The organism is Bacillus sp. es.034 (assembly GCF_002563655.1).
Taxonomy (GTDB): domain Bacteria; phylum Bacillota; class Bacilli; order Bacillales; family Bacillaceae_B; genus Rossellomorea.
The window spans coordinates 2740959-2759770 of record NZ_PDIY01000001.1 but is presented as its reverse complement, the minus strand read 5'-3'; the positions used below and the strand labels follow the sequence as shown (position 1 = coordinate 2759770).

25 protein-coding genes are annotated in these 18812 nt (G+C 41.8%); 6 read left to right on the top strand and 19 right to left on the bottom strand.

Annotation, left to right across the window (positions count from 1 at the left end; genetic code table 11):
- Positions 1-47 precede the first annotated feature (47 nt).
- Both ATG71_RS14110 and ATG71_RS14105 read right to left on the bottom strand, forming a co-directional pair.
- Entirely contained in the window at positions 48-407 is a 360-nt protein-coding gene (locus ATG71_RS14110) for a hypothetical protein (protein ID WP_098440125.1), read from the bottom strand.
- Positions 408-493: 86 nt separating this feature from the next.
- Positions 494-778 carry a hypothetical protein gene (locus tag ATG71_RS14105; protein WP_098440124.1) on the bottom strand — a complete coding sequence of 95 codons (285 nt, stop codon included), beginning with the start codon at positions 776-778 and terminating at the stop codon, positions 494-496.
- A gap of 70 nt (positions 779-848) precedes the next feature.
- Here ATG71_RS14105 and ATG71_RS14100 point away from each other — a divergent pair, with 70 nt between their 5' ends.
- Complete coding sequence (locus tag ATG71_RS14100; protein ID WP_098440123.1) at positions 849-1097, top strand: DNA alkylation repair protein; 249 nt, start codon at positions 849-851, stop codon at positions 1095-1097.
- A gap of 68 nt (positions 1098-1165) precedes the next feature.
- Here the strand turns inward: ATG71_RS14100 and ATG71_RS14095 are convergent, their stop codons facing one another.
- From ATG71_RS14095 to ATG71_RS14085, 3 genes are all read right to left on the bottom strand, one after another.
- Positions 1166-2785 (bottom strand): MDR family MFS transporter, encoded by a 1620-nt coding sequence (locus ATG71_RS14095; RefSeq protein WP_098440122.1) that lies wholly within the window; start codon positions 2783-2785, stop codon positions 1166-1168.
- A 184-nt stretch (positions 2786-2969) separates the two neighbouring features.
- Positions 2970-3344, bottom strand: coding sequence for a MarR family winged helix-turn-helix transcriptional regulator (locus ATG71_RS14090; RefSeq protein ID WP_098440121.1), 375 nt, complete (start codon positions 3342-3344; stop codon positions 2970-2972).
- 166 nt (positions 3345-3510) lie between these two features.
- Positions 3511-4431, bottom strand: a complete 921-nt coding sequence (locus ATG71_RS14085; protein WP_098440120.1) for a CobW family GTP-binding protein — start codon at positions 4429-4431, stop codon at positions 3511-3513.
- A gap of 201 nt (positions 4432-4632) precedes the next feature.
- Here ATG71_RS14085 and ATG71_RS14080 point away from each other — a divergent pair, with 201 nt between their 5' ends.
- Positions 4633-5358, top strand: a complete 726-nt coding sequence (locus ATG71_RS14080; RefSeq protein WP_098440119.1) for an AlbA family DNA-binding domain-containing protein — start codon at positions 4633-4635, stop codon at positions 5356-5358.
- On the opposite strand, the gene ATG71_RS14075 is transcribed toward ATG71_RS14080, so the two are convergent.
- From ATG71_RS14075 to deoD, 5 genes are all read right to left on the bottom strand, one after another.
- Positions 5346-6284, bottom strand: coding sequence for an LCP family protein (locus ATG71_RS14075; protein WP_098440118.1), 939 nt, complete (start codon positions 6282-6284; stop codon positions 5346-5348). The genes ATG71_RS14080 and ATG71_RS14075 overlap by 13 nt on opposite strands.
- Positions 6285-6420: 136 nt before the next feature.
- Positions 6421-7824, bottom strand: a complete 1404-nt coding sequence (locus ATG71_RS14070) for a lmo1851 family serine protease (RefSeq protein ID WP_098441833.1) — start codon at positions 7822-7824, stop codon at positions 6421-6423.
- A gap of 174 nt (positions 7825-7998) precedes the next feature.
- A complete protein-coding gene (locus ATG71_RS14065; protein ID WP_098440117.1) occupies positions 7999-8586 on the bottom strand; it encodes a YitT family protein in 588 nt (195 codons plus the stop codon).
- A gap of 177 nt (positions 8587-8763) precedes the next feature.
- Positions 8764-9609 (bottom strand): M15 family metallopeptidase, encoded by an 846-nt coding sequence (locus ATG71_RS14060; protein WP_098440116.1) that lies wholly within the window; start codon positions 9607-9609, stop codon positions 8764-8766.
- A gap of 148 nt (positions 9610-9757) precedes the next feature.
- A complete protein-coding gene (gene deoD, locus ATG71_RS14055; RefSeq protein ID WP_034758629.1) occupies positions 9758-10462 on the bottom strand; it encodes a purine-nucleoside phosphorylase in 705 nt (234 codons plus the stop codon).
- Positions 10463-10593: 131 nt separating this feature from the next.
- Between deoD and ATG71_RS23775 the strand changes: the two genes are divergently transcribed.
- The gene (locus ATG71_RS23775) at positions 10594-10716 is read left to right on the top strand and encodes a hypothetical protein (RefSeq protein ID WP_261750612.1); all 123 of its coding nucleotides are present in this window, start codon (positions 10594-10596) and stop codon (positions 10714-10716) included.
- Positions 10717-10733: 17 nt separating this feature from the next.
- Positions 10734-10877, top strand: coding sequence for a hypothetical protein (locus ATG71_RS23420; RefSeq protein WP_179886540.1), 144 nt, complete (start codon positions 10734-10736; stop codon positions 10875-10877).
- Between the two features lie 68 nt (positions 10878-10945).
- On the opposite strand, the gene ATG71_RS14050 is transcribed toward ATG71_RS23420, so the two are convergent.
- The 3 genes from ATG71_RS14050 to ATG71_RS14040 all read right to left on the bottom strand — a co-directional run bounded on the left by ATG71_RS14050 (position 10946) and on the right by ATG71_RS14040 (position 12950).
- The gene (locus tag ATG71_RS14050) at positions 10946-11266 is read right to left on the bottom strand and encodes a YodL domain-containing protein (protein WP_098440115.1); all 321 of its coding nucleotides are present in this window, start codon (positions 11264-11266) and stop codon (positions 10946-10948) included.
- Between the two features lie 97 nt (positions 11267-11363).
- Positions 11364-12134: a sporulation protein gene (locus ATG71_RS14045; protein WP_098440114.1), complete on the bottom strand. Its 771-nt coding sequence runs from the start codon at positions 12132-12134 to the stop codon at positions 11364-11366.
- Positions 12135-12152: 18 nt separating this feature from the next.
- Positions 12153-12950, bottom strand: coding sequence for a serine/threonine protein kinase (locus tag ATG71_RS14040; RefSeq protein ID WP_098440113.1), 798 nt, complete (start codon positions 12948-12950; stop codon positions 12153-12155).
- A 285-nt stretch (positions 12951-13235) separates the two neighbouring features.
- Between ATG71_RS14040 and ATG71_RS14035 the strand changes: the two genes are divergently transcribed.
- Complete coding sequence (locus tag ATG71_RS14035; protein WP_098440112.1) at positions 13236-14327, top strand: DUF2515 family protein; 1092 nt, start codon at positions 13236-13238, stop codon at positions 14325-14327.
- 124 nt (positions 14328-14451) lie between these two features.
- Here ATG71_RS14035 and ATG71_RS14030 read toward each other — a convergent pair whose 3' ends face one another.
- Complete coding sequence (locus tag ATG71_RS14030; RefSeq protein WP_079531952.1) at positions 14452-14628, bottom strand: YozD family protein; 177 nt, start codon at positions 14626-14628, stop codon at positions 14452-14454.
- Between the two features lie 125 nt (positions 14629-14753).
- Here ATG71_RS14030 and ATG71_RS23415 point away from each other — a divergent pair, with 125 nt between their 5' ends.
- The gene (locus ATG71_RS23415; RefSeq protein ID WP_156029996.1) at positions 14754-14924 is read left to right on the top strand and encodes a hypothetical protein; all 171 of its coding nucleotides are present in this window, start codon (positions 14754-14756) and stop codon (positions 14922-14924) included.
- On the opposite strand, the gene ATG71_RS14025 is transcribed toward ATG71_RS23415, so the two are convergent.
- From ATG71_RS14025 to ablB, 5 genes are all read right to left on the bottom strand, one after another.
- The gene (locus ATG71_RS14025; RefSeq protein WP_098440111.1) at positions 14908-15567 is read right to left on the bottom strand and encodes a hypothetical protein; all 660 of its coding nucleotides are present in this window, start codon (positions 15565-15567) and stop codon (positions 14908-14910) included. The two genes, ATG71_RS23415 and ATG71_RS14025, sit on opposite strands and share 17 nt — an antisense overlap.
- A gap of 265 nt (positions 15568-15832) precedes the next feature.
- Positions 15833-16057, bottom strand: coding sequence for a YozE family protein (locus ATG71_RS14020; protein ID WP_034758618.1), 225 nt, complete (start codon positions 16055-16057; stop codon positions 15833-15835).
- Between the two features lie 103 nt (positions 16058-16160).
- Positions 16161-16451 (bottom strand): YokU family protein, encoded by a 291-nt coding sequence (locus ATG71_RS14015; protein WP_098440110.1) that lies wholly within the window; start codon positions 16449-16451, stop codon positions 16161-16163.
- Positions 16444-17871: a lysine 2,3-aminomutase gene (kamA, locus tag ATG71_RS14010; RefSeq protein WP_098440109.1), complete on the bottom strand. Its 1428-nt coding sequence runs from the start codon at positions 17869-17871 to the stop codon at positions 16444-16446. Before kamA ends, ATG71_RS14015 begins: the two co-directional genes overlap by 8 nt.
- A 53-nt stretch (positions 17872-17924) precedes the next feature.
- Positions 17925-18758 carry a putative beta-lysine N-acetyltransferase gene (gene ablB, locus ATG71_RS14005; RefSeq protein ID WP_098440108.1) on the bottom strand — a complete coding sequence of 278 codons (834 nt, stop codon included), beginning with the start codon at positions 18756-18758 and terminating at the stop codon, positions 17925-17927.
- Positions 18759-18812: the final 54 nt, after the last annotated feature.

The window sequence follows — 18812 nt, the reverse complement described above, 5'->3', positions numbered from 1 at the left end:
ATCCAATGTAACGGATATTACATTAACATTTCAAACCAAGGGGGATTTCACCCCAAAGAAAGGTATTCATTGCATTTTTTGTCAAAACCGATGATCAGGTATCCTTTCACATCGAAGCCGAGCCGTTTCAATTGTCTCACACCGACATTACACTCGACGAAATTGCTTCCCATCACAATGACATGCCCTTCTGGAATATCACTTGCATATCTTCGGATGTATCCACAAGGCAAAGCTATGACCTTTTCGCAATCTCCTTTGGACGAGTCCTGATAATCCCTGACATCCACCACTACATATTCTGCTGTCACATCAAGGGAATTCCATTGTTTGGTTCGTACGGGGAAATATCGATAAAAGATCATATATGAGAGTATACTGACTAATAATAATGTTAGTAGAGGCATACTGGTATCACCCTTTTCATTAATCTTCCCTCATCATATACCCGTTAAGGTATAAAAGAAAGAAAACTGCTCATTCTCCTTCGTAATCAGAGATTCCGTTCTTTCATTAATTGTGCGGCCATTTCAATATGTAAATGGATTAAACGGACTTTATCATTGTTTGACAAGTTGGATTCAGTAATTCTTTTAGTGGCCAAATAATATTTAACTTCAATGGACTTTCGAACCCTGGGGTGACTATTGGCATCTTCCAATTCACGTTTGATGGCTTCTTTCAACACTTGTTCCGGTGAAACGGCATCGTCTGTTAACATGCGGTTTTTCCATATTTGTCTGTATGATATCAGCAAATCGGTGAACCCTACTGACATATTCAATCATCCTTTACATAAAATCTTTATTCTTTAACCATACTAAAAAAAACGAAGAAAGGTGATATCAATGACAACACCCTATCGCTGTCCCAGCTGTAAAACGAATCGAACACGATTTAATATTATACAACAAGTACCTCAGAGTGTGAAACTTGATCCTGCTTCCGGAGAAGTCGTCCAGAATTACCAGCAAGATCAACTCGAGCCCTTTCACCTCGCATACAACGGACCTGGACTCAAAGTTCAATGTGCGGCTTGCGGCTTGGTGGAGGATGAAATGACCTTCAAGAAATTTGGAGAAAGTACAATGTCCTAATCAGAAAGAGGGTAACCATGCCTGCTACTATCAGCAGACACGGTCACCCTCTTTTTAATTAATAGTTTTTAATGATTGGAAGCTTCTTTAAGCTCCGTTTCCTTTTCTTCCTCTGTAACATCTTTATTTGACATCCTTAATGGGATCTCTTTCATAAAGAAGGTTAAAACAAATCCTACGAGGAGAACCATGGCTCCAATAAAGAAGACATTCGTTAACGCATAACTCAATGATTCTCTGACACCTTCCAGGATGGATGCATAGATCCCTTGAAATTCTTGTGGCAATGTTGATTGAAGCTCCTTTAATTTCCCACCGTTCATGATGTTCTGTGGATCTTGAAGCTGCTTCATGACTCCAGCCGTTTTAGGATCTGTCAGTAATGGAGAGTCTTTTACTGCAGACATTTTCTCTGTCATCTTTGTTGTCATGGAAGAATTCATCACGGTTCCCATGATGGCTACCCCTATCGTCCCTCCGATTTGCCTGAACAATTGAGTGGCGGCCGTGGCGACACCAAGGAACTTATGCTGCACTGCGTTTTGAACTGTCAGCGTAAAGACGGGGAAACTCAGTCCAAGTCCCGTTCCTACTATAATGATATTTAAAAGGGCTCTGGCGTTGGTCGTATTCGTATCCATGAAGGATAATAGGATCATACCCCCACTCATGACGAACAAACCAATCAGTGCTAGAAACTTATATTTCCCTGTCTTCGTAATGATTTGTCCCCCGATTGTACTGGCAAATACCATACTTAATGTCATGGGCATCATCACGAGTCCGGATTTCGTCGCGGAGGTACCCATTACGCCCTGAATGAAGAACGGCATATACATAATGGCCCCGAACATTCCGGCTCCGAGAATGAATCCAATGATATTTGAAAGGGTAAAGATCTTATTTTTAAACAATTGCAATGGAAGTACAGGGTTACTTGCTCTTTTCTCCGTTATGATGAAAAGGACCAGTGCTACAACCGAGAGGGCCAGTAGTCCAATGATTTGAAGGGAAACCCATTCATAATCGTTTCCACCCCACGTAAAGGCAAGTAATAACGGAATGATCGTTAAAGTCAGCATGATGGATCCCAGGTAATCCACTTTCAGACCTCTATTAGGTTCTTGGGAAGGGAACATTTTATAAATCATCCCGAATGCGATGAATCCTACCGGAAGGAATACCCAGAATACCCAGTGCCAATCGGCATTATCTACGATCCAACCTCCGAGTGTCGGACCGAATACACTGGCTAAACCAAACACACTGCTCATCAGCCCCTGCCATTTCCCTCTTTCACGTGGAGAGAATAAGTCCCCGACAGCAGTAAAGGCGGTGGACATGATCATTCCGGCCCCGAATCCTTGAATCCCCCGGAAAATGATTAACTGTATGATGGAAGCGGAAAGTCCGTTTAAGAACGAACCAATCATGAAGACTCCTATTCCAAGTAAGATAAAAGGCTTCCTTCCGTACATATCGGACAGTTTACCGACCAATATGGCGGTTACGGAGCTGGTTAACATGAAGATGGTGAATACCCAGCTATAATAATCCATACCTCCTATTTCAGAAATGATTTTTGGCAACGCAGTCCCCACAATGGTCTGATTCAATGCGGCGAATAACATGGCCGACATGATCGCAATCATGATCAGTACTTTTTTTCGATGTTCTAAATGCTCCATATTCTCTGTCTCCCTCAATATTTATAGTATGAATAATTAACCAACTTAAGTAAATGAGCATAATAGAAGGGATGACCAATCTAAAGGTCAACCCTTTTTCATTCCTGTTAAATATATGGCTGAACACCTCTGTTTCTGAAGCAGAACAGTGACATTTACAGGACATTATCTTGAAATACGTTAATTACTTACGGACGGATGAACTCAACAGTTTCTCAAACAATTCGATCAGATGCTCGATCTCCTCTTTTTCGAAGGTTTGGAATAACTGCTGAAAATAGTGCGACTTCTTCTCTTCACATTGTGCCAGCACTTCCACCCCTTGAGGAGTAAGGGCCAACTCTACGACTCTACGATCTTCATTGGATCGCTGTCTTGTAATATACCCTTTTTCAACTAGTGTATCTGTTATGGACGTAATGTGACTTGCAGAGACTTCCATTCGCTTTGAAATTTCCGAGGATTTCAGTGCACCATTTTCCCTGATGAGTTGAAGCACCCGGAATTCCCCATTTGAAATGAATTCTCCAAAGATGGTTCGAATATCTGATTTCATCATTCTAAACACGGACCTAAATAGTCCTTCTAGCTCGAACAATTCTTTTCCCACTAAAAATCGACCTTTCTTACACTCAATAAATACTTCACTAAGTTAACTATTAAATAATAAACATTTTATTCGATATTGTCAATGGTTTAAACTTGTTTGATTTCATGGATATGAATTACTCCGTAATGTCGATCTTCTGTAAAGACTGTACTATCTCTTCTTTATGTAAATTTTCTCCGATTATGACGAAGTTGGTGGGGTATTTCATATCTCCGGGCATAAAGAGCGGCATCCCATATGAATACTGAAACAACGTTGGATAGGTCCTTCCTTGCAAAGGGACGTACCCCTTCATCCTGTATATGGAATCAGGCTGGCTTTTCACCCATTCTTCAAAGGCTTCTCCATTCACTTTCCCGTTGAACGTATAAACGACCGCCTGGAGAGTCAGATGGTCCCCTATGGAAGCTCGTTCATACGTAAGTGTTTCTTTTGGTGCTCTTAATGAAAGAATATCTTTCATCGACACTTGAGAGTAATTCGTTAAAAACACCTTGGCATTCTGATTCATTTGTTGTAGTTCATAAGAGAATGTCCCTTTCTCCATTTCAGTCAGCAAGTCCATTTTATTTGCAATGATGTATTGGGCGTGACGGATTTGTTCTCTCATCAAATGTAAGACAGCCGGACTGAAGTCCCCCCTGTTCCGCCATTGAAGACCATCCACTACCGTGAGGATACCCCTGAATTCAAAACGATCGGCAAACAGAGGGGACAGAATGGAATCGACCACCTCAACTGGATGTGCAGCGCCCGTAGTTTCAATGACCAGTACATCAAAGTCTTCGTTCAGTAGAAGTTCCTGCAGCTGTGACTCCAATTTTTCTGAAATGGTACAGCAAATACAGCCATCAAGAAGTTCACGTAATGCAGTGTCATCTTCAACCGAATCACTATCGATGGATACACTTCCTAATTCATTCATCAGCACCGCGGGTTTTTTATCATGATCCTTTAAGGATTTCAGCAATTGTTTAAGTAAAGTCGTTTTTCCACTGCCAAGAAATCCGGATAATATATAGACATCTTTTTTCATGTAATCTTCCTTTCCTTTGATCCCTATACACATTTTATTAGAAAGTGAATAGGAACACAACGGACATCGCCGATGGATGACAATAGGCAGGGAAGAATTATTCGTTTAAAGAGCGTTATCCACTTTTTTCACGCATAGAATGTAATATGGCTGTGTACCGTCGTATTGATACTTGAGAATCCGTTAAAGGTGGGAATATTCATGTATTATGAGAAGATTGTTCCGCTTAAACTTAGAGATTTCCTGAAGAATCCTTCTCATGAAACATTGAAGGATCTGTTGCTTCATAATACAGGCGAAACAGATTATGTGGATTTCAAGTCCGATTGGATAGAATTCACCAAGATGGCAAAACATATCCTTGCCATATCCAATACTGGAGGGGGATGTATCATCATCGGGGTAATGCAGTTTGATGATGGATCAGTCGATTTAAAAGGACTGACCGATGAAGAATTTCTCGATAAAGCAGATGTTGATAATAAACTTCAACATCTGCTGCCTAAATATTTACGTTATCGCACCGAAGATTTCATTTTTCCCGAAAGCACCCATCCATTGATGAGCCTGAAACGATTCCAAGTCCTCATCATCGATTATGATCCAAGGTACGTTCCTTACACTTCCATTGTCACGAGGGGGGAATTGCGGTATGGAGCAATTTATGCCAGGCAAGGAACCAAGACGATTGAAGCCACTCACGACAAATTAGTGGATGTCATTCTCCGGAAAGTGCAGTCAGGGGGGTCAGACAGCGATGAAAAAACATTGAAGGAGCACCTTGAGCACTTAAAAATTCTTCATACGGAATATGATCTGGCAGAAGATCAGAAATATAAAGGCTATCTGCACGAATTGATCATAAAAAAAATGAAAAAGATTGAATCGTTCCTGGACCTTGATTCTTCTGAATTTCATTCATGGTGACTTGAATCAAGAAAATCCATGATGGCTTCCCGATTCTTTTCTTCATCTATATCGAGGACCAGTCCTGCATGGGCAGCCTTAAGATCAGTAAAGCTTCCTTCAACCGGTATCCTGAGCGTATCCACTTTGTCGATTGGATGCAGCATCACAGACATCCCATATTTCATGATTTCACTTATGGGAGTGGAGGTTTCCACGTTTTTCAATCCCTCTCTGATGAGAGATACAAGCGTCTTCATCCCTTCACCCGTCTCCATCTTTTCCATCAGGCTCTTTTCTGCCAATGACATGATTTCCTGCTGTCTTTCCACTCTCCCAAAGTCGTTCTGACTATCCCCCCTGAACCTTACATATTGCAGGATTTCTTCTCCTTTCAGCACGTTTTCACCTGGTGCTCTCGACCAATTCCAGTGAGCGATCATCGGCTCTGTTACCGTCACCTGTACCCCTTCAGGAAATACAAGGTCCATCATACTAATGAACTCTTTGAAATCAATCTTAACGGTATGGTGAATGTCCAGATCGAAGTTTTTTTGTATCGTATCAGCCAGCAATTCTTCCCCTCCCCAGGAATATGCGTGATTGATCTTGCTCTTTTCATATCCGGGAATCTCGACGAATGTATCCCTCATGATTGAAATGATCTTAATGGCCGACGACTCTGGCTTGTATTGAGCCACCATTAATACGTCGGCCCGTGCAGGTTCATTTTTACGCTGATCAGAACCTATCAGAAGGAAGTTGACCGGTTGCTTATTTTCATCAAGGGTAAAAGGAAACACTGATCCATCGGATTTCTCTAATACTTTTTTCGGGGTAGTGCCCTCGTCAACTACAGGCACTCCTTCATCCTTCCAAATGGGAGAACAGCTCACTGCCACAAAGAGAGAAAGCAGGATTGAAAGGACTAACGCTATCTTTTTCATTGAATCACCTCATATATACTTTCATTGTTGGTATGGAATGAACATTCTATACGAGGATTCAGAAACGAATTCGGCAATCGACCGCTGCTGCCGGACAAAAAAAAGAGCCCAGGTGAAATCACCTGAGACCTTGGATTTATTGATCTTTGTTTAACACTTCAATCGCCTTTTTCAATTGGGGATCGTTTTCTTTCAGCTTTTCTCTTAGGTCGGTCATAAGCTTCAAGATGGTTTCCCCGTTCAGTGTGCCTGTCACTTCGAGGTCGTTTTCCCCTTGGAATTCCTTAACGGCTGCCGTTGTATCTGCATCATAATAGCCGTCTACTTTCCCTGGATCTAAAGCCAGAGCTTCGAGCATCTGCTCTGCTGTTTTCACTGAATCTGATAAATCTTCTTCCTTTAGTTCCTTGTCTGGATTGATGTAAGGAAGTTGGGCATAATCAGGCATCTTCACTTCTACATCTGGCTTGATGCCTTTTTCATGAATCCAATTTCCTTTAGGCGTCAGCCATTTAGCCGTCGTAAACTTCATATTTGAACCATCCTTGAAGGTTTCTGCCGTTTGGACGGTCCCTTTACCGAATGTCTTCGTTCCAACTAAAGGTATATCATTGGATTCGCTTACGGCTGCTGATAGAATTTCTGCAGCACTTGCACTTCCTTCATCCACAAGGACAGCTGTAGGGACTTCTACCTTCTGACCTGATTCTGATACATACTTTTCCACTTTACCATTGCTGTCTTTCACCTGGAATAAGACTTCACCTTCAGGTACAAACAGATTTGAGATCTTGACAGCTTGATCTAGTAATCCACCCGGATTTTGTCTAAGATCCAGAACGAGTTTCTTCATGCCTTTATCGTTCATTTCATTTAATGCTTCCGTCAATTCTTTATACGTATTTTCTGAAAAACTCGTGATTTGGATTTCAGCTACACCATTATCTTTCATCTCTGCATAAACCGTTTCGATCGGAATCTCGTCTCTGGTGATGGTGACCTCCATCGGTTTATCCTGACCAGGACGTTGAATGGTCAGCGTTACCTTTGTGCCTTTTTCTCCACGAATGAGAAGAACGGCATCTGTCACAGACATTCCCTGAATGCTTTTGTCATCTACCTTCGTGATGATGTCGTTAGGCTGCAGGCCGGCTTTTTCTGCAGGGGAACCTTTAATAGGGGATACGATGGATATATAACCCTCTTTCTCCTGAATTTCTGCTCCGATCCCTTCAAACGAAGAAGAAATACTTTCCTGGAACTTCTTCGCCTCTTCCTCGTTCATATAATCGGAATATGGATCACCGACGCTATCGATCATCCCATTGATCGCACCGTTTACAAGTTTGTCCTGATCCAGGTCCTTGTAATAGTTCTGGTTTAACTTATCATAGGCTTCATACAGCTTCTGAAACTCCGAGCGTTCTGTAACCCCTACGTTGACTGCTTTTTCATCTCCAAACGCCAATGCAAAAGTTGTAATCCCTGCCGTTAGGAATACAAGGAAAAATAGGAGCATGACGAATTTGAATTTTTTCATTTTTATATAACTTGACTGGGTTTCCTGTTGTGCCTGTTCTGTCTTATCTTGTTCCAAAGCTTCCACCACTTTCGTTGCTATGTATCTTGTGTGAATTTTCGTTTAGAATATCATGAAACCTTCCCCTGAGCAATCTTAAGCTCATAACTTCTTCATTCTATCAGCTTTTCCATGTTAGCGAAAGGAAAATCCATCTTCCCCATTATGATGTGTCAAAATCGTCGTAAAAAACCCCACCGTGCTTACAGCTAACAAAGAATATAAAAATGCTCCCAATCCAATTATGGGGAAACCCGCCATAAGCACAATACTATCAAAGGCGAAGATCAGCTTCCCTACATTCCATCCAAAACTCTTTCCAATTAATTGTGCCAACAAGTCAGATCCACCCGTAGCAGAATTCCCCCTCAGCATGAGGCCGATTCCGACTCCGACAAAAGCACCACCAAAAAAGGCACTCAATAGTGGAGGAAGATGTAATAGGGTATGCCATTGATAAAAATAATCAATCATCAATGAGGACAACCACAGCCCGTGAATACTGTTATAAAAAAGGATTCGATCTTTAAAGAACGCAAGCAGATAGAGGGGGATACTCAGGAGAATGATGGTTAGACCTGGTTTCACACCAAGCCAGTAGTGGGCAATCAAACCGATCCCGATCATTCCCCCATCGAGAAAATGATGGGGGACGAAAAATAGATTGATGCCTATACCGACGAAAATGCTGCCAATGATGATTATAGTGAACACCCTCATCATACCATCCACCCACCCATTCCAAATTGGACATCCCTTATTACTGTTGTATGTGGGAATACAACAAAAGAGAACAAGGCGGAAGGGAATTCATCCACTTTAGAAGCAGAAAGACCTGTAACCTTAAATTCCCATCTAAAAAAGGGTCAGGAACCATAGGCCCTGACCCTTTTATCATCATTAGATTTTCTTTACGTTATTAAAGTATTCCTCAAGTGTCCAATCGTTCTCATGAATCACTTTAGCGGCTTCCTTCCCAACATATCTATAGTGCCAAGGTTCATATTGATATTGTGTAATGGACACCTTATCTTCGGGATAGCGAAGAATGAACCCGTACTTATATGCGTTCTCTGCCAGCCATTTTCCTTCTTTCGTATCAGCAAATTCTATATTCACTTGAAATTGGTTGCTTTGACTGGAAATATCCATAGCCAATCCTGATTGGTGCTCACTTTGACCAGGAGGCGCAACGGCCATGACCGCTTTTTCTTCACCGAATTGGGCTATTTCCCTGTCCAGGAGCATTTTTTGGTACTCGTATGATCGGTAACCTGAAATGGCTGTCAAGAATACCCCTCCGGCTTTGGCATCTGCGAACATCTTTTCCAACTGGTCTGCCGCTTCTTTACGGAGGTGCGCTTTTTCAAGATCCTGATCCCCGAATACGAATGGAACGTTTGGACGGACCAGATCAGCAGGCTTGTATTCATCTAAGGCATATTCCTTATTTACCAGTGCTAATAAATTGGAGGGGTTTTGAATAACCTGCTTTCCGTCCACGACTTTTACGTCATTGAAGTATTGGGACTCTAGTTGCAGCTCTTTAGGAACCGCTTCTTCGGCAGGCTGCTGTTCCGGCGATGCTTGTTCATCCTGTGCGTCGTCAGGCGTTTGAACCTTTGGTTCCTTTTCCTGTGTCTCTTGCTGCTTTTGGCCAAATAATTCGTCTGACCACTCTTCTACTTGCGAACAACCTGATAACATAACCAGGGAGGCAGCAGTTATGAAGATGATCTTTTTCATACTTTCACCTAGTTTCTCTATAATGGTTCCATTCTCCATCTTACCATGTCCGGGACAATATGTAAGCAGGAGAAACTTCACAAAATGAAAAACTGCCTATCAACCCGACTCGGGATTGTAAGCAGCTTTTACCTATTGTCTCTATGAATTATTCTTGAATGGCCGCTTCTAAAGCTACCTCAATCATTTCATTGAAAGTCGTCTGGCGCTCTTCTGAAGAGGTTTCTTCCCCGGTCAGGATATGATCGCTAACAGTCAGAACCGAAAGGGCATTTCGACCATATTTGGCTGCCAATGTGTAAAGGGCGGACGTTTCCATTTCAATGGCAAGAATACCGTATTGAGCCCACTTTTCATGCTCTGCATTGTCATTGTAGAACATGTCGGCAGTAAATACGTTTCCGACTTTCAGATTAAGTCCTTTTTCTACCCCTGCATCGTATGCTCGTTTTAAAAGATCGAAGTTCGCCGTAGGAGAATAATCGATCCCGTTGAACGTTAATTTATTCATTTGAGAATCAGTGGACGATGTCATGGCGAGGATGACGTCACGTACTTTGACGTCCTTTTGAATGGCACCACATGTACCGACACGAATCAAGTTCTGAACGTTATAACTTTGCATCAATTCATTAATATAAATTGAAATCGACGGGACACCCATACCAGTTCCCTGCACCGAAATTCTTTTTCCTTTGTACGTCCCTGTGTATCCAAACATATTACGGACTTCGTTGTAGCATGTTACATCTTCTAAGAACGTTTCTGCAATATACTTCGCTCTAAGTGGATCCCCAGGTAAAAGAACTGTTTCTGCAATTTCGTTTTCTTTCGCATTAATATGTATACTCACTAAACTATTCCTCCTATCAAGACTGTTGAAAGACCATTGTAATTCTTTTTCCGGACATATGCAACGCTAGGAAATGGAAGGATAGAATGATGAATGAGAGGTCAAAATAAAGGCAGAAGGAGTGATAAACCATGGCAAAAGAACAAATGAGCAAAAAACTGAAGCAAGCCGTACAACATGCAAATGAAACCAACCCTTCTACCCGGTCGGGGACACAACCAACTTCTTCAAGAACAGAAAAACTTAAATCATAACAAAGGGGGACACATGGATGGGAAAAAAACACCGAAATAGAATCAATGCCCCTAAGAAAAATAATCATATCCCAAAAGAAGCATTGGATGCCGAGCATAATGCACACGGAAAAGAGAACACAGGTCTAAATAGAAAAAATGGTCCGGGACATAATATATAAGGACTTATAAAAAAGGAAAGAATCCAGCCTAAGAGGCAGATTCTTTCCTTTTTCGAATGGTACATCATCTAATGAATGACGATCCGGTTCACCCGCTTCCAGCCATTTGGCTGGAGACGATAATAATGATGGCCCCTCCGCCCTTCATCAATGAAGACGATGTCACGTGTAGCAATATATCTGCCTTGATAATCCTTTGGAACCAAGTCTGGTACATTAAACGTTCTGAATGTCTGGTACAGGGCTTCTTCATGATTATTTGCTTCAACCGAGATACGATAAACCTTTTCGTACCCTTTATCCTCCCCATAATTAGGGGTTTGGAAAATGGTCACGTCATAGGTCGATCTCAAAAGCTTTGGACGAATGATTTTTTCAAGTAAAGGCATGAGCACCCCTCCGTCATTATGTTGTACTCATACAATTACACAAACAGCGTGTCGAATCCTTCACAGAATCATAGGAATCTTTGTCGAATGGAATATTTTACGCGAATTTGTCGATGGCTTGTTGAAGTTTCGATGCTAAATGGGGAACATCGGACGAGCTTATGGACAGTCTGACCATGGATTCATCCATTTCGAGAGCCTCTGCGAGGAACCCCCCCAGTCCCCTCGCCCGTCTGTCCACTTCCAGTAGCAGTTCTACCCGGTCCTCTGTTTGATTCAGGAACATGACTTCAAGTTCATCCAACTTACGCTGATATGGTCCATTCACCGGTACAAACTCAAACTCCTGAATGAAAGGATATCGTCCTCTGTAGCGTCTCGGCGCCTCTTCACATTCTACTGTACGAATTCTGAAGCCGAGCTCCTGTACAGAAGTCAGGACGGCATTCGTCAACTGATTCGGCACGATTTCAATATAGTCTTTGTCTTTTGGATCCACTGCATTTTTAATATCAACCCCTGTGGCTACCCACACCCTGGTGTTTCCATATGTGATCGGGGTTTCAAAGGGCAGGGTGAAGGAAAATGGAAATTCTTTTTTTTCATTTTCCAAAACGGTGAATGGATTGGATATTTGCACCTTCTGAATCGGTGCGTAATCTGTATATTTCTTGTCATCGGATTCACGAATATATGTAGTGAAAAGTGTTAAATAGATGGCATCGATACTCTGCTCCGTACTTCCCCCCGTAATTTCCACCACCCCGTTTACCGTCTCCCCTGCAACGTAGCTAGATTTCTCCAATTTAGTATCCACTGTGGCCGCTCCAATACCGATTGAAGCAAATACTTTATTAAAAAATGACATATGAAAATTCCTCCTCGTTTATTGGTTGTGTACTATATGAATGACCTTTACTAAATCCCCGATCAACTCCGAGCCATCATGATATTCTCCGTCGATTTGCAGAAGTTTTCTCAGGATCGCTTTCGTATCCTGATGAACAGGAAGTTCCTCTTCCCAGCTTTTATCCCTCCTACTCACGGGCTCATAGGAAGAATACAGTAAAAATAATAGAAAATGACCAATTGCATAATAATCACTATTCTTCGACTTATCCCTCATATAATCTTTATGAGCTTCCAGGATAGGTGATTCTGTCTCCATTTCACACGCTAGACCAAAATCAATGATATGAATGACACCATGATCAAAAAGAATATTCGGGATCCTTAAATCCCGGTGTACATACCCTTTTTGATGAATGACGTCCACTAATGTTAGTAGCTGCAAACCTACTCTTAAGGATTCTTCCTCTGAATACTTTTTTCCTTCTTGAAAAATCAATTCCTCAAAGGTACGGCCACTCAATTTTTTCATGACAAAGTAGGGGATCCCCTTATATTCGCCGGCTTTGATGAATGCAGGGAAATGTGGGTGAGATAAAGTTTCCAGTGCATCCCTTTCATTTTGGACATATTGGACGTGATTAGAAAATAACTTTTTGTAAGGGCGTATCCGTTTCAAAATCGCTTCTTCTCCAGTAGGGAGCAAGACACAATACGTCGTACCATAGCTTCCCTTCCCGACTAAACGGATGATTTGGTATTCGTCGACCTTATCTCCCGGTTTCCAGGTTTGTTCGAATGCATCGACGAGTCTGCGAAACAGCATGTGAATCATCTATACCCCTTCAGCTACTAAAGAAACTGGAAAAATAACTTTTGCTCTTGTGCTTTTTATAATGATGGTGTCCGAAATGTTTATGTTTCTGGGATTTATATTTTTTCCACCCGTCACTGGAGCTGTAGTGATGATGCTTTGAGCCTAATAAACTCTTAATGATCTTCTTCAACATAAAAAAACCTCCCAAACAGTGATTCTGATTCATTTGTATTTATATATACGATTCAATGGAGGATTAGTTTCACATGAAAAAATATATTCTTTTTTGAGAGGTGTGATTACTTGGGCTATTCACCGTTTCAAGTTATCTCAAACCTATTCAAACCGGCTAAACGTAAGAATATATCCCCCCTGCTCGATGTTCAGACGATTGACAGACTTTACGACGAAATGAACCAGGAAGGGGTCCCGGATGTCTATTTTCCTGAAGATCAAGCTTTGTTCGAGGAAATGATCATCAAAGTAAAAAAAGGCAATGTCAATAACCTGACAAGAACTTCTTCCTATCTTGATTTATTCAAAAAACATCCTGAACTGCACTGGTCCTTTCTCGCCCACATGGTATCGAGAAATGCAGGTTATCATATGACAGATATCCAGAACGATCTGCTCTCACACGTAATGAGTGACAAAGAACAACAATCTCTATTTAAGTTCCTGGAACGTTGTAATGCAGCTATCTTCGAAGACGCCTATCCTCAACTATTACTTTATGAAAACTGGAAATTAACCGGCCGCCTCTCCTTTCACCTCCTGAAGAAGTTCAACGTTTCAGTATTCATGCGGAAAATATGGGCAGATTATCTCAAGACGGGGGATCACCCTGTGTTGACCACCGCACTCATCATGAACGAGCAGCACCTGATTCAAAACAAAATATTATCCAGTCCCAATCTTAATATGGGAATTGAAAAGTGGAAGTTTTTCCTACAGGACCGGCTTGAATTCACTTCCATCCTCTTTCCTTACGGCACGCAGTCCCCATACTCCCTGGCCGGACTTTCCGTTTCCCACTTTGAGAAAGTGGATTCGAGAATTCAATTAGGTAAGAAATTATACAGAGTATTATTCCATCCGATGGTTCATCCCACTGCATTCTCTTTCTCCCTTCACCATCCACATACAGGATCCAGGGAGGATTATTGGCCGCATATTTACTCGAGTGTGAAGAAAGATAAGCATCTATTCAGCCCCGAACTGGTAGCCGTCTGGGAAAATATTTATTATGACGATCCTTCGTCGACGGATTGGTTTAGGGAGCAACCGATTGAGGTGATGTCGCCCCTTTTGACGATTTCGGATCCTCATCATTTCTCTATGACCCGTAAATGGAAAGCAAGAACGACTATTCTTCTGAACCTAAAGAGGGATTGACTCAAAATAATGTGCCCCCCTTCCTTCATAAATGAAGGTATGAGCGACACATCAGAGTCAATCCCCGTTATATGAATGGTCGTTGGCATACAAAGTGAAATCCGTATCGATGGGTGAATAGAATCTAAACCTCATCTTCCCATTCTTCATCAATGATACATTTGGCAATCAGATACTCGAATGTGATGTCCGCTATTTCTTCCAGCTCATCTTCTGATGGTGCATACCCTCTTTGGATCAGTTCTTTCATAAAGAACTCAGCAATTTCCTCGGTGTCGATAAAGACTTCTATCTCCCGCATGTGATCGCCCCCTTTGATTCTCAATTTATGACAATACTATCCCGGTTATGCCAGGAAAAAAAGTTTTCATAACACTTTAAAGACAAGCATAGACTTTATCATCAAAGGTAGAGGAGAGATATAGTATGTTACATACATTTACCCAAAAAACGAAATCGATGGTAAGAGACCTGGAGAATGGAGAAGGGATCATTGTTTCAGGCATGCAATGGATCCTTCGTGTCATACTATTATCATTCCTGGTCATAAGCGTACCGGTTTTTCTCTATATTATGTGGCTTATTCCTTCTCTTTGACGATAGACTGTGTGTTTGTATGATTCTTCAACTGTTCTAGCACATAATCCATTTTATTCTTGTATTTACTATCATTGAATAACAGGTACAGTGTTTTGTAGTCATTGTAATGATCAAGGAGCTGATCAATCCAGGTTGGCTTGGGAAAGGCAGGTGAATGGAGTGATTTGGATTTACCTTCTTTTTTTTGGGGGAAGATGAATCCATATTTCTTTATGAAAGCTTCCGCCTGCTCTTCATCGGCAACCAGGGTAATTTCATCTTCGTCTGCCTCCAGCCATTCTCCATCTGTAATCCTCATTAATTCATAGATCACGTCTTCCCATGCATCATCTTTATATCGCCATATCTCTGTTCTGAAACCCACCACTTTAAAGAGATCCTCTTCGTATCCCTTTACGAGGACAAGATCACCAAACAGAAATTTGTATTCAATATCGATCTGTTCCTGTTCAAAAATATATCCATCATAAGAATCAAGCAGTTCTAATGCTTTTTCCTTGAATAACCCTTCACTTTCATTGACCTCATATAAAAACTCTCCGTCAATCTTTTTTATGTCGGTGATTTTCCCGACGGTACCATAGATTGTGACGACTACCGTTTCCCCAACTCTGAATCTAGGCTCTTTTCGTTTCTTCATTCTCCCCTCACCCTTAATCGCCTTTTTTATATGATATGCAATAACAATCATATCGGTATACACGAAATCCCTGACTATCTTTTCTTTAGGGTAAGAAAATGTTTTCATGCAATGGCTAAAATCGAATCGGACTTTAATGATGTTTTTTAATAAAAGGAAAGTGCTGGTTGATTTCCGCTGCAGGTGCTCGCTTTCCTCGGGATTTTATAAAAAAGGACCGACGTTTGCGGGAAACAAATGTCAGTCCGTTGGCTTGGATATATCGTTAGTCTTTTTCTTCTAATTGGTACTGGTCCCAGGCCATGTCGAAGATGGACATGCTTTCAAGGTAGTGCCCATTCATTTCGAGATAGGAGCTGATTTCATGGTATTGCCCGGATTGTTTCGGAAAGCTGTGATCATCATAAGCTGAATTCGCAAATCGGGTTATATCATCCTTGGCAGTCGGTTGCCTGTATTTCATCAAGTAATGATAAAAGGATTTTCTCATCTCTTCCACCTGCCCTTGTTCTTTCTTTTCTAAAAGGATAGCGGAAGAAGATGAATTCGTAAAGTGTTTGCTTCAAATGAGAGCATATCGGTGCCTCCACCTGCTAATATCGAAAATAATTCTTCTTAAGTAAGCGGGGAAGAGCCATCAACTCTTTATAAGAGATCACTTTATCAATTAACCTCGTATCGATCAGCATCAGTTGGTCTTCAATTTCATTGATGACGGATTCCTCCTGATAGTCCATCCCGCAATGACTGCAACAGAGGCTAGGGACATTCGCAATCTGGACCGCCCGTGAACCATCAGGCAGCTCCCAATACACACTTGATTGATGAACATGAGCCGTGTTCTCTTCACACCATTCGCATACTTTCGCCTTATTTTTAGCCATTGATGGTCTCTTCCTTATCATCATTTTTGTCCTGATTCATTTTTGAAAGCATCGCTTTATGCTTCTTTTCTTTTAGCTGATCCCTTTTCCCCCTGAAATCCTTGAGTGAATTATGATCCGGGTTCTCCTGATATTCCTTGCGACGCTCCAAACGCTTTAGACCAGCGGGTGTGAGGGATGAATGGGTTTGATTCATCAATCCAGCGATACCTATAGTAGGTTCTTTGATTTCTTCATCATGATAAACTTCTTTAAAGTATTCATCTGCCCTTCCTGCTACGTATTCCTCCGGTTCCGGATAGGTGGAGATGACGCCTTCGAAATTCCTTACGACCACTTTCGAAGCACTTTGGGATATCAGGTAATTTGGTTGCAGGGATATTTTCCCTCCTCCTCCAGGAGCATCCAACACGAAGGTCGGTACGGCGTAACCCGATGTGTGTCCTCTCAAACCTTCAATGATTTCAAGCCCTTTGCTGACAGGTGCCCTGAAATGGCCGATCCCTTCCGATAGATCACATTGATAAATATAATACGGACGCACGCGAATTTTAACCAGATCATGCATTAGCTTCTTCATGATCGGAACGCTGTCATTGATGCCTGCCAGGATCACAGCTTGATTCCCTACAGGAACCCCTGCATCCACAAGCATCTCACATGCCTTCTTGGACTCTTCGGTGATTTCAATAGATGTATTGAAGTGAGTATTTAACCAAACCGGATGGTACTTCTTCAATATATTACACAGGTTTTCAGTGATCCGTTGTGGAAACACGACAGGAGCCCTCGTTCCAATCCGGATGATCTCGACATGCGGTATATCCCTTAGATTCTTTAATATATACTCGAGTATTTGATCATTGATCAAGAGACCATCCCCGCCAGAAAGCAATACGTCCCTTACGCTCGGGGTTTCCCTTATATATTCAATGGCGGCATCAAGCTGTTTCTTCGGAACACCCATTCCGATCTGTCCTGAAAACCTCCTTCTCGTACAGTATCTGCAGTACATGGAACATTGATTGGTGACGAGAAATAACACCCTGTCCGGGTATCTGTGCGTTAACCCGGGAACCGGTGAATCTTCATCTTCATGCAAAGGGTCTTCAAGGTCATACTTTGTTTTATGGATCTCCTGGCCTATCGGAACGGATTGCATCCGGATCGGGCAGCGGGGGTCATCCTCATTCATCAGCCATGCATAGTAAGGAGTAATATTCAGCGGAATGGTCTTGGTTGAAATTTTAACCCCTTCTTCTTCCTCCGGCGTCAAGTTCACCACTTTCTTTAAGTCATCAAGGGTTCTGATTGTGTTTGTCAGCTGCCATAACCAGTTATTCCATTGTTCATCCGTGACATCTTTCCAAAGCTCAATATCCTTCCAATCCCTTTTTGGTTTATAGAGATTCATTTTCATCTATTCCACCAACTTCCCAGAAAGTATCGTTCCACAAGACCAGGAGATTTCTTCTACCTTTCACTTAAATCCTTCTCCCAAATGTTCATATCTTCCATTTTGTCAAAGATGATGCAGTTATTCGCAAGTCTCCCACCATACCTGTACCCAAGCTGGTGGAATGCAGCATTCATCCCAAATGAAAGGGCCCTGGCAATCGTATATGCGCAAAAAATGTTCTGTTTCACCAATTCATCTTCCAACTTCCTCAGCAGATGCTTCATATATCCGCCTTTACGATGAGAAGATCTCGTAGCACAATCCGTTAGTTCAGCATTCTTGTTGGTTGTAGATATTTCAGCCGAAGCGGCGCTGATTATCCTTCCATCCTCTTCGATGTATACAAAGATTGTCCCATTTTTCATGGATTCTTTTATATAATCGGAATCTTGTAATGGTACAGGATATAGCGTGAAAACTTCTTGATAGAGGTCTGCTAATTTCTCTGCCTGCCCCCCGGTGGCTACAGATATCAATCCTGATCCTTCCATGGTTTTTCTATCAAGCTGTTGAACCGCTTGAAGAATGTCATCCTCTTTTCTCCAAAAAGAACTATTCCTTCTGTCATCCGTCAGAAATTTACTCATAAAGAAAGCGCTGTCTCCCCTAAAGTAACCGTTTACTCCCCCCTCCATCATAAACCCCTTTTCTATCAGGTGGGGAACCTGATTTGACTTTGCCTTCACAATGAACTTTTCGAACCGATGGGTCCCAGCCATATTCACCATGTGCTCCACTAGCCTTTCTGCATTCCCCCTGAATTCATCCACCCTGAGCCTGCGATTATAATCATCTTTATAAATGGTCGCTTCCACTTTTGGATGTTGTATATATTCATATGCCTGCATTCTTTTAAGCCCCTTTTTAACAAACATATGAAGGCATGAGATAAGTTATGAAAC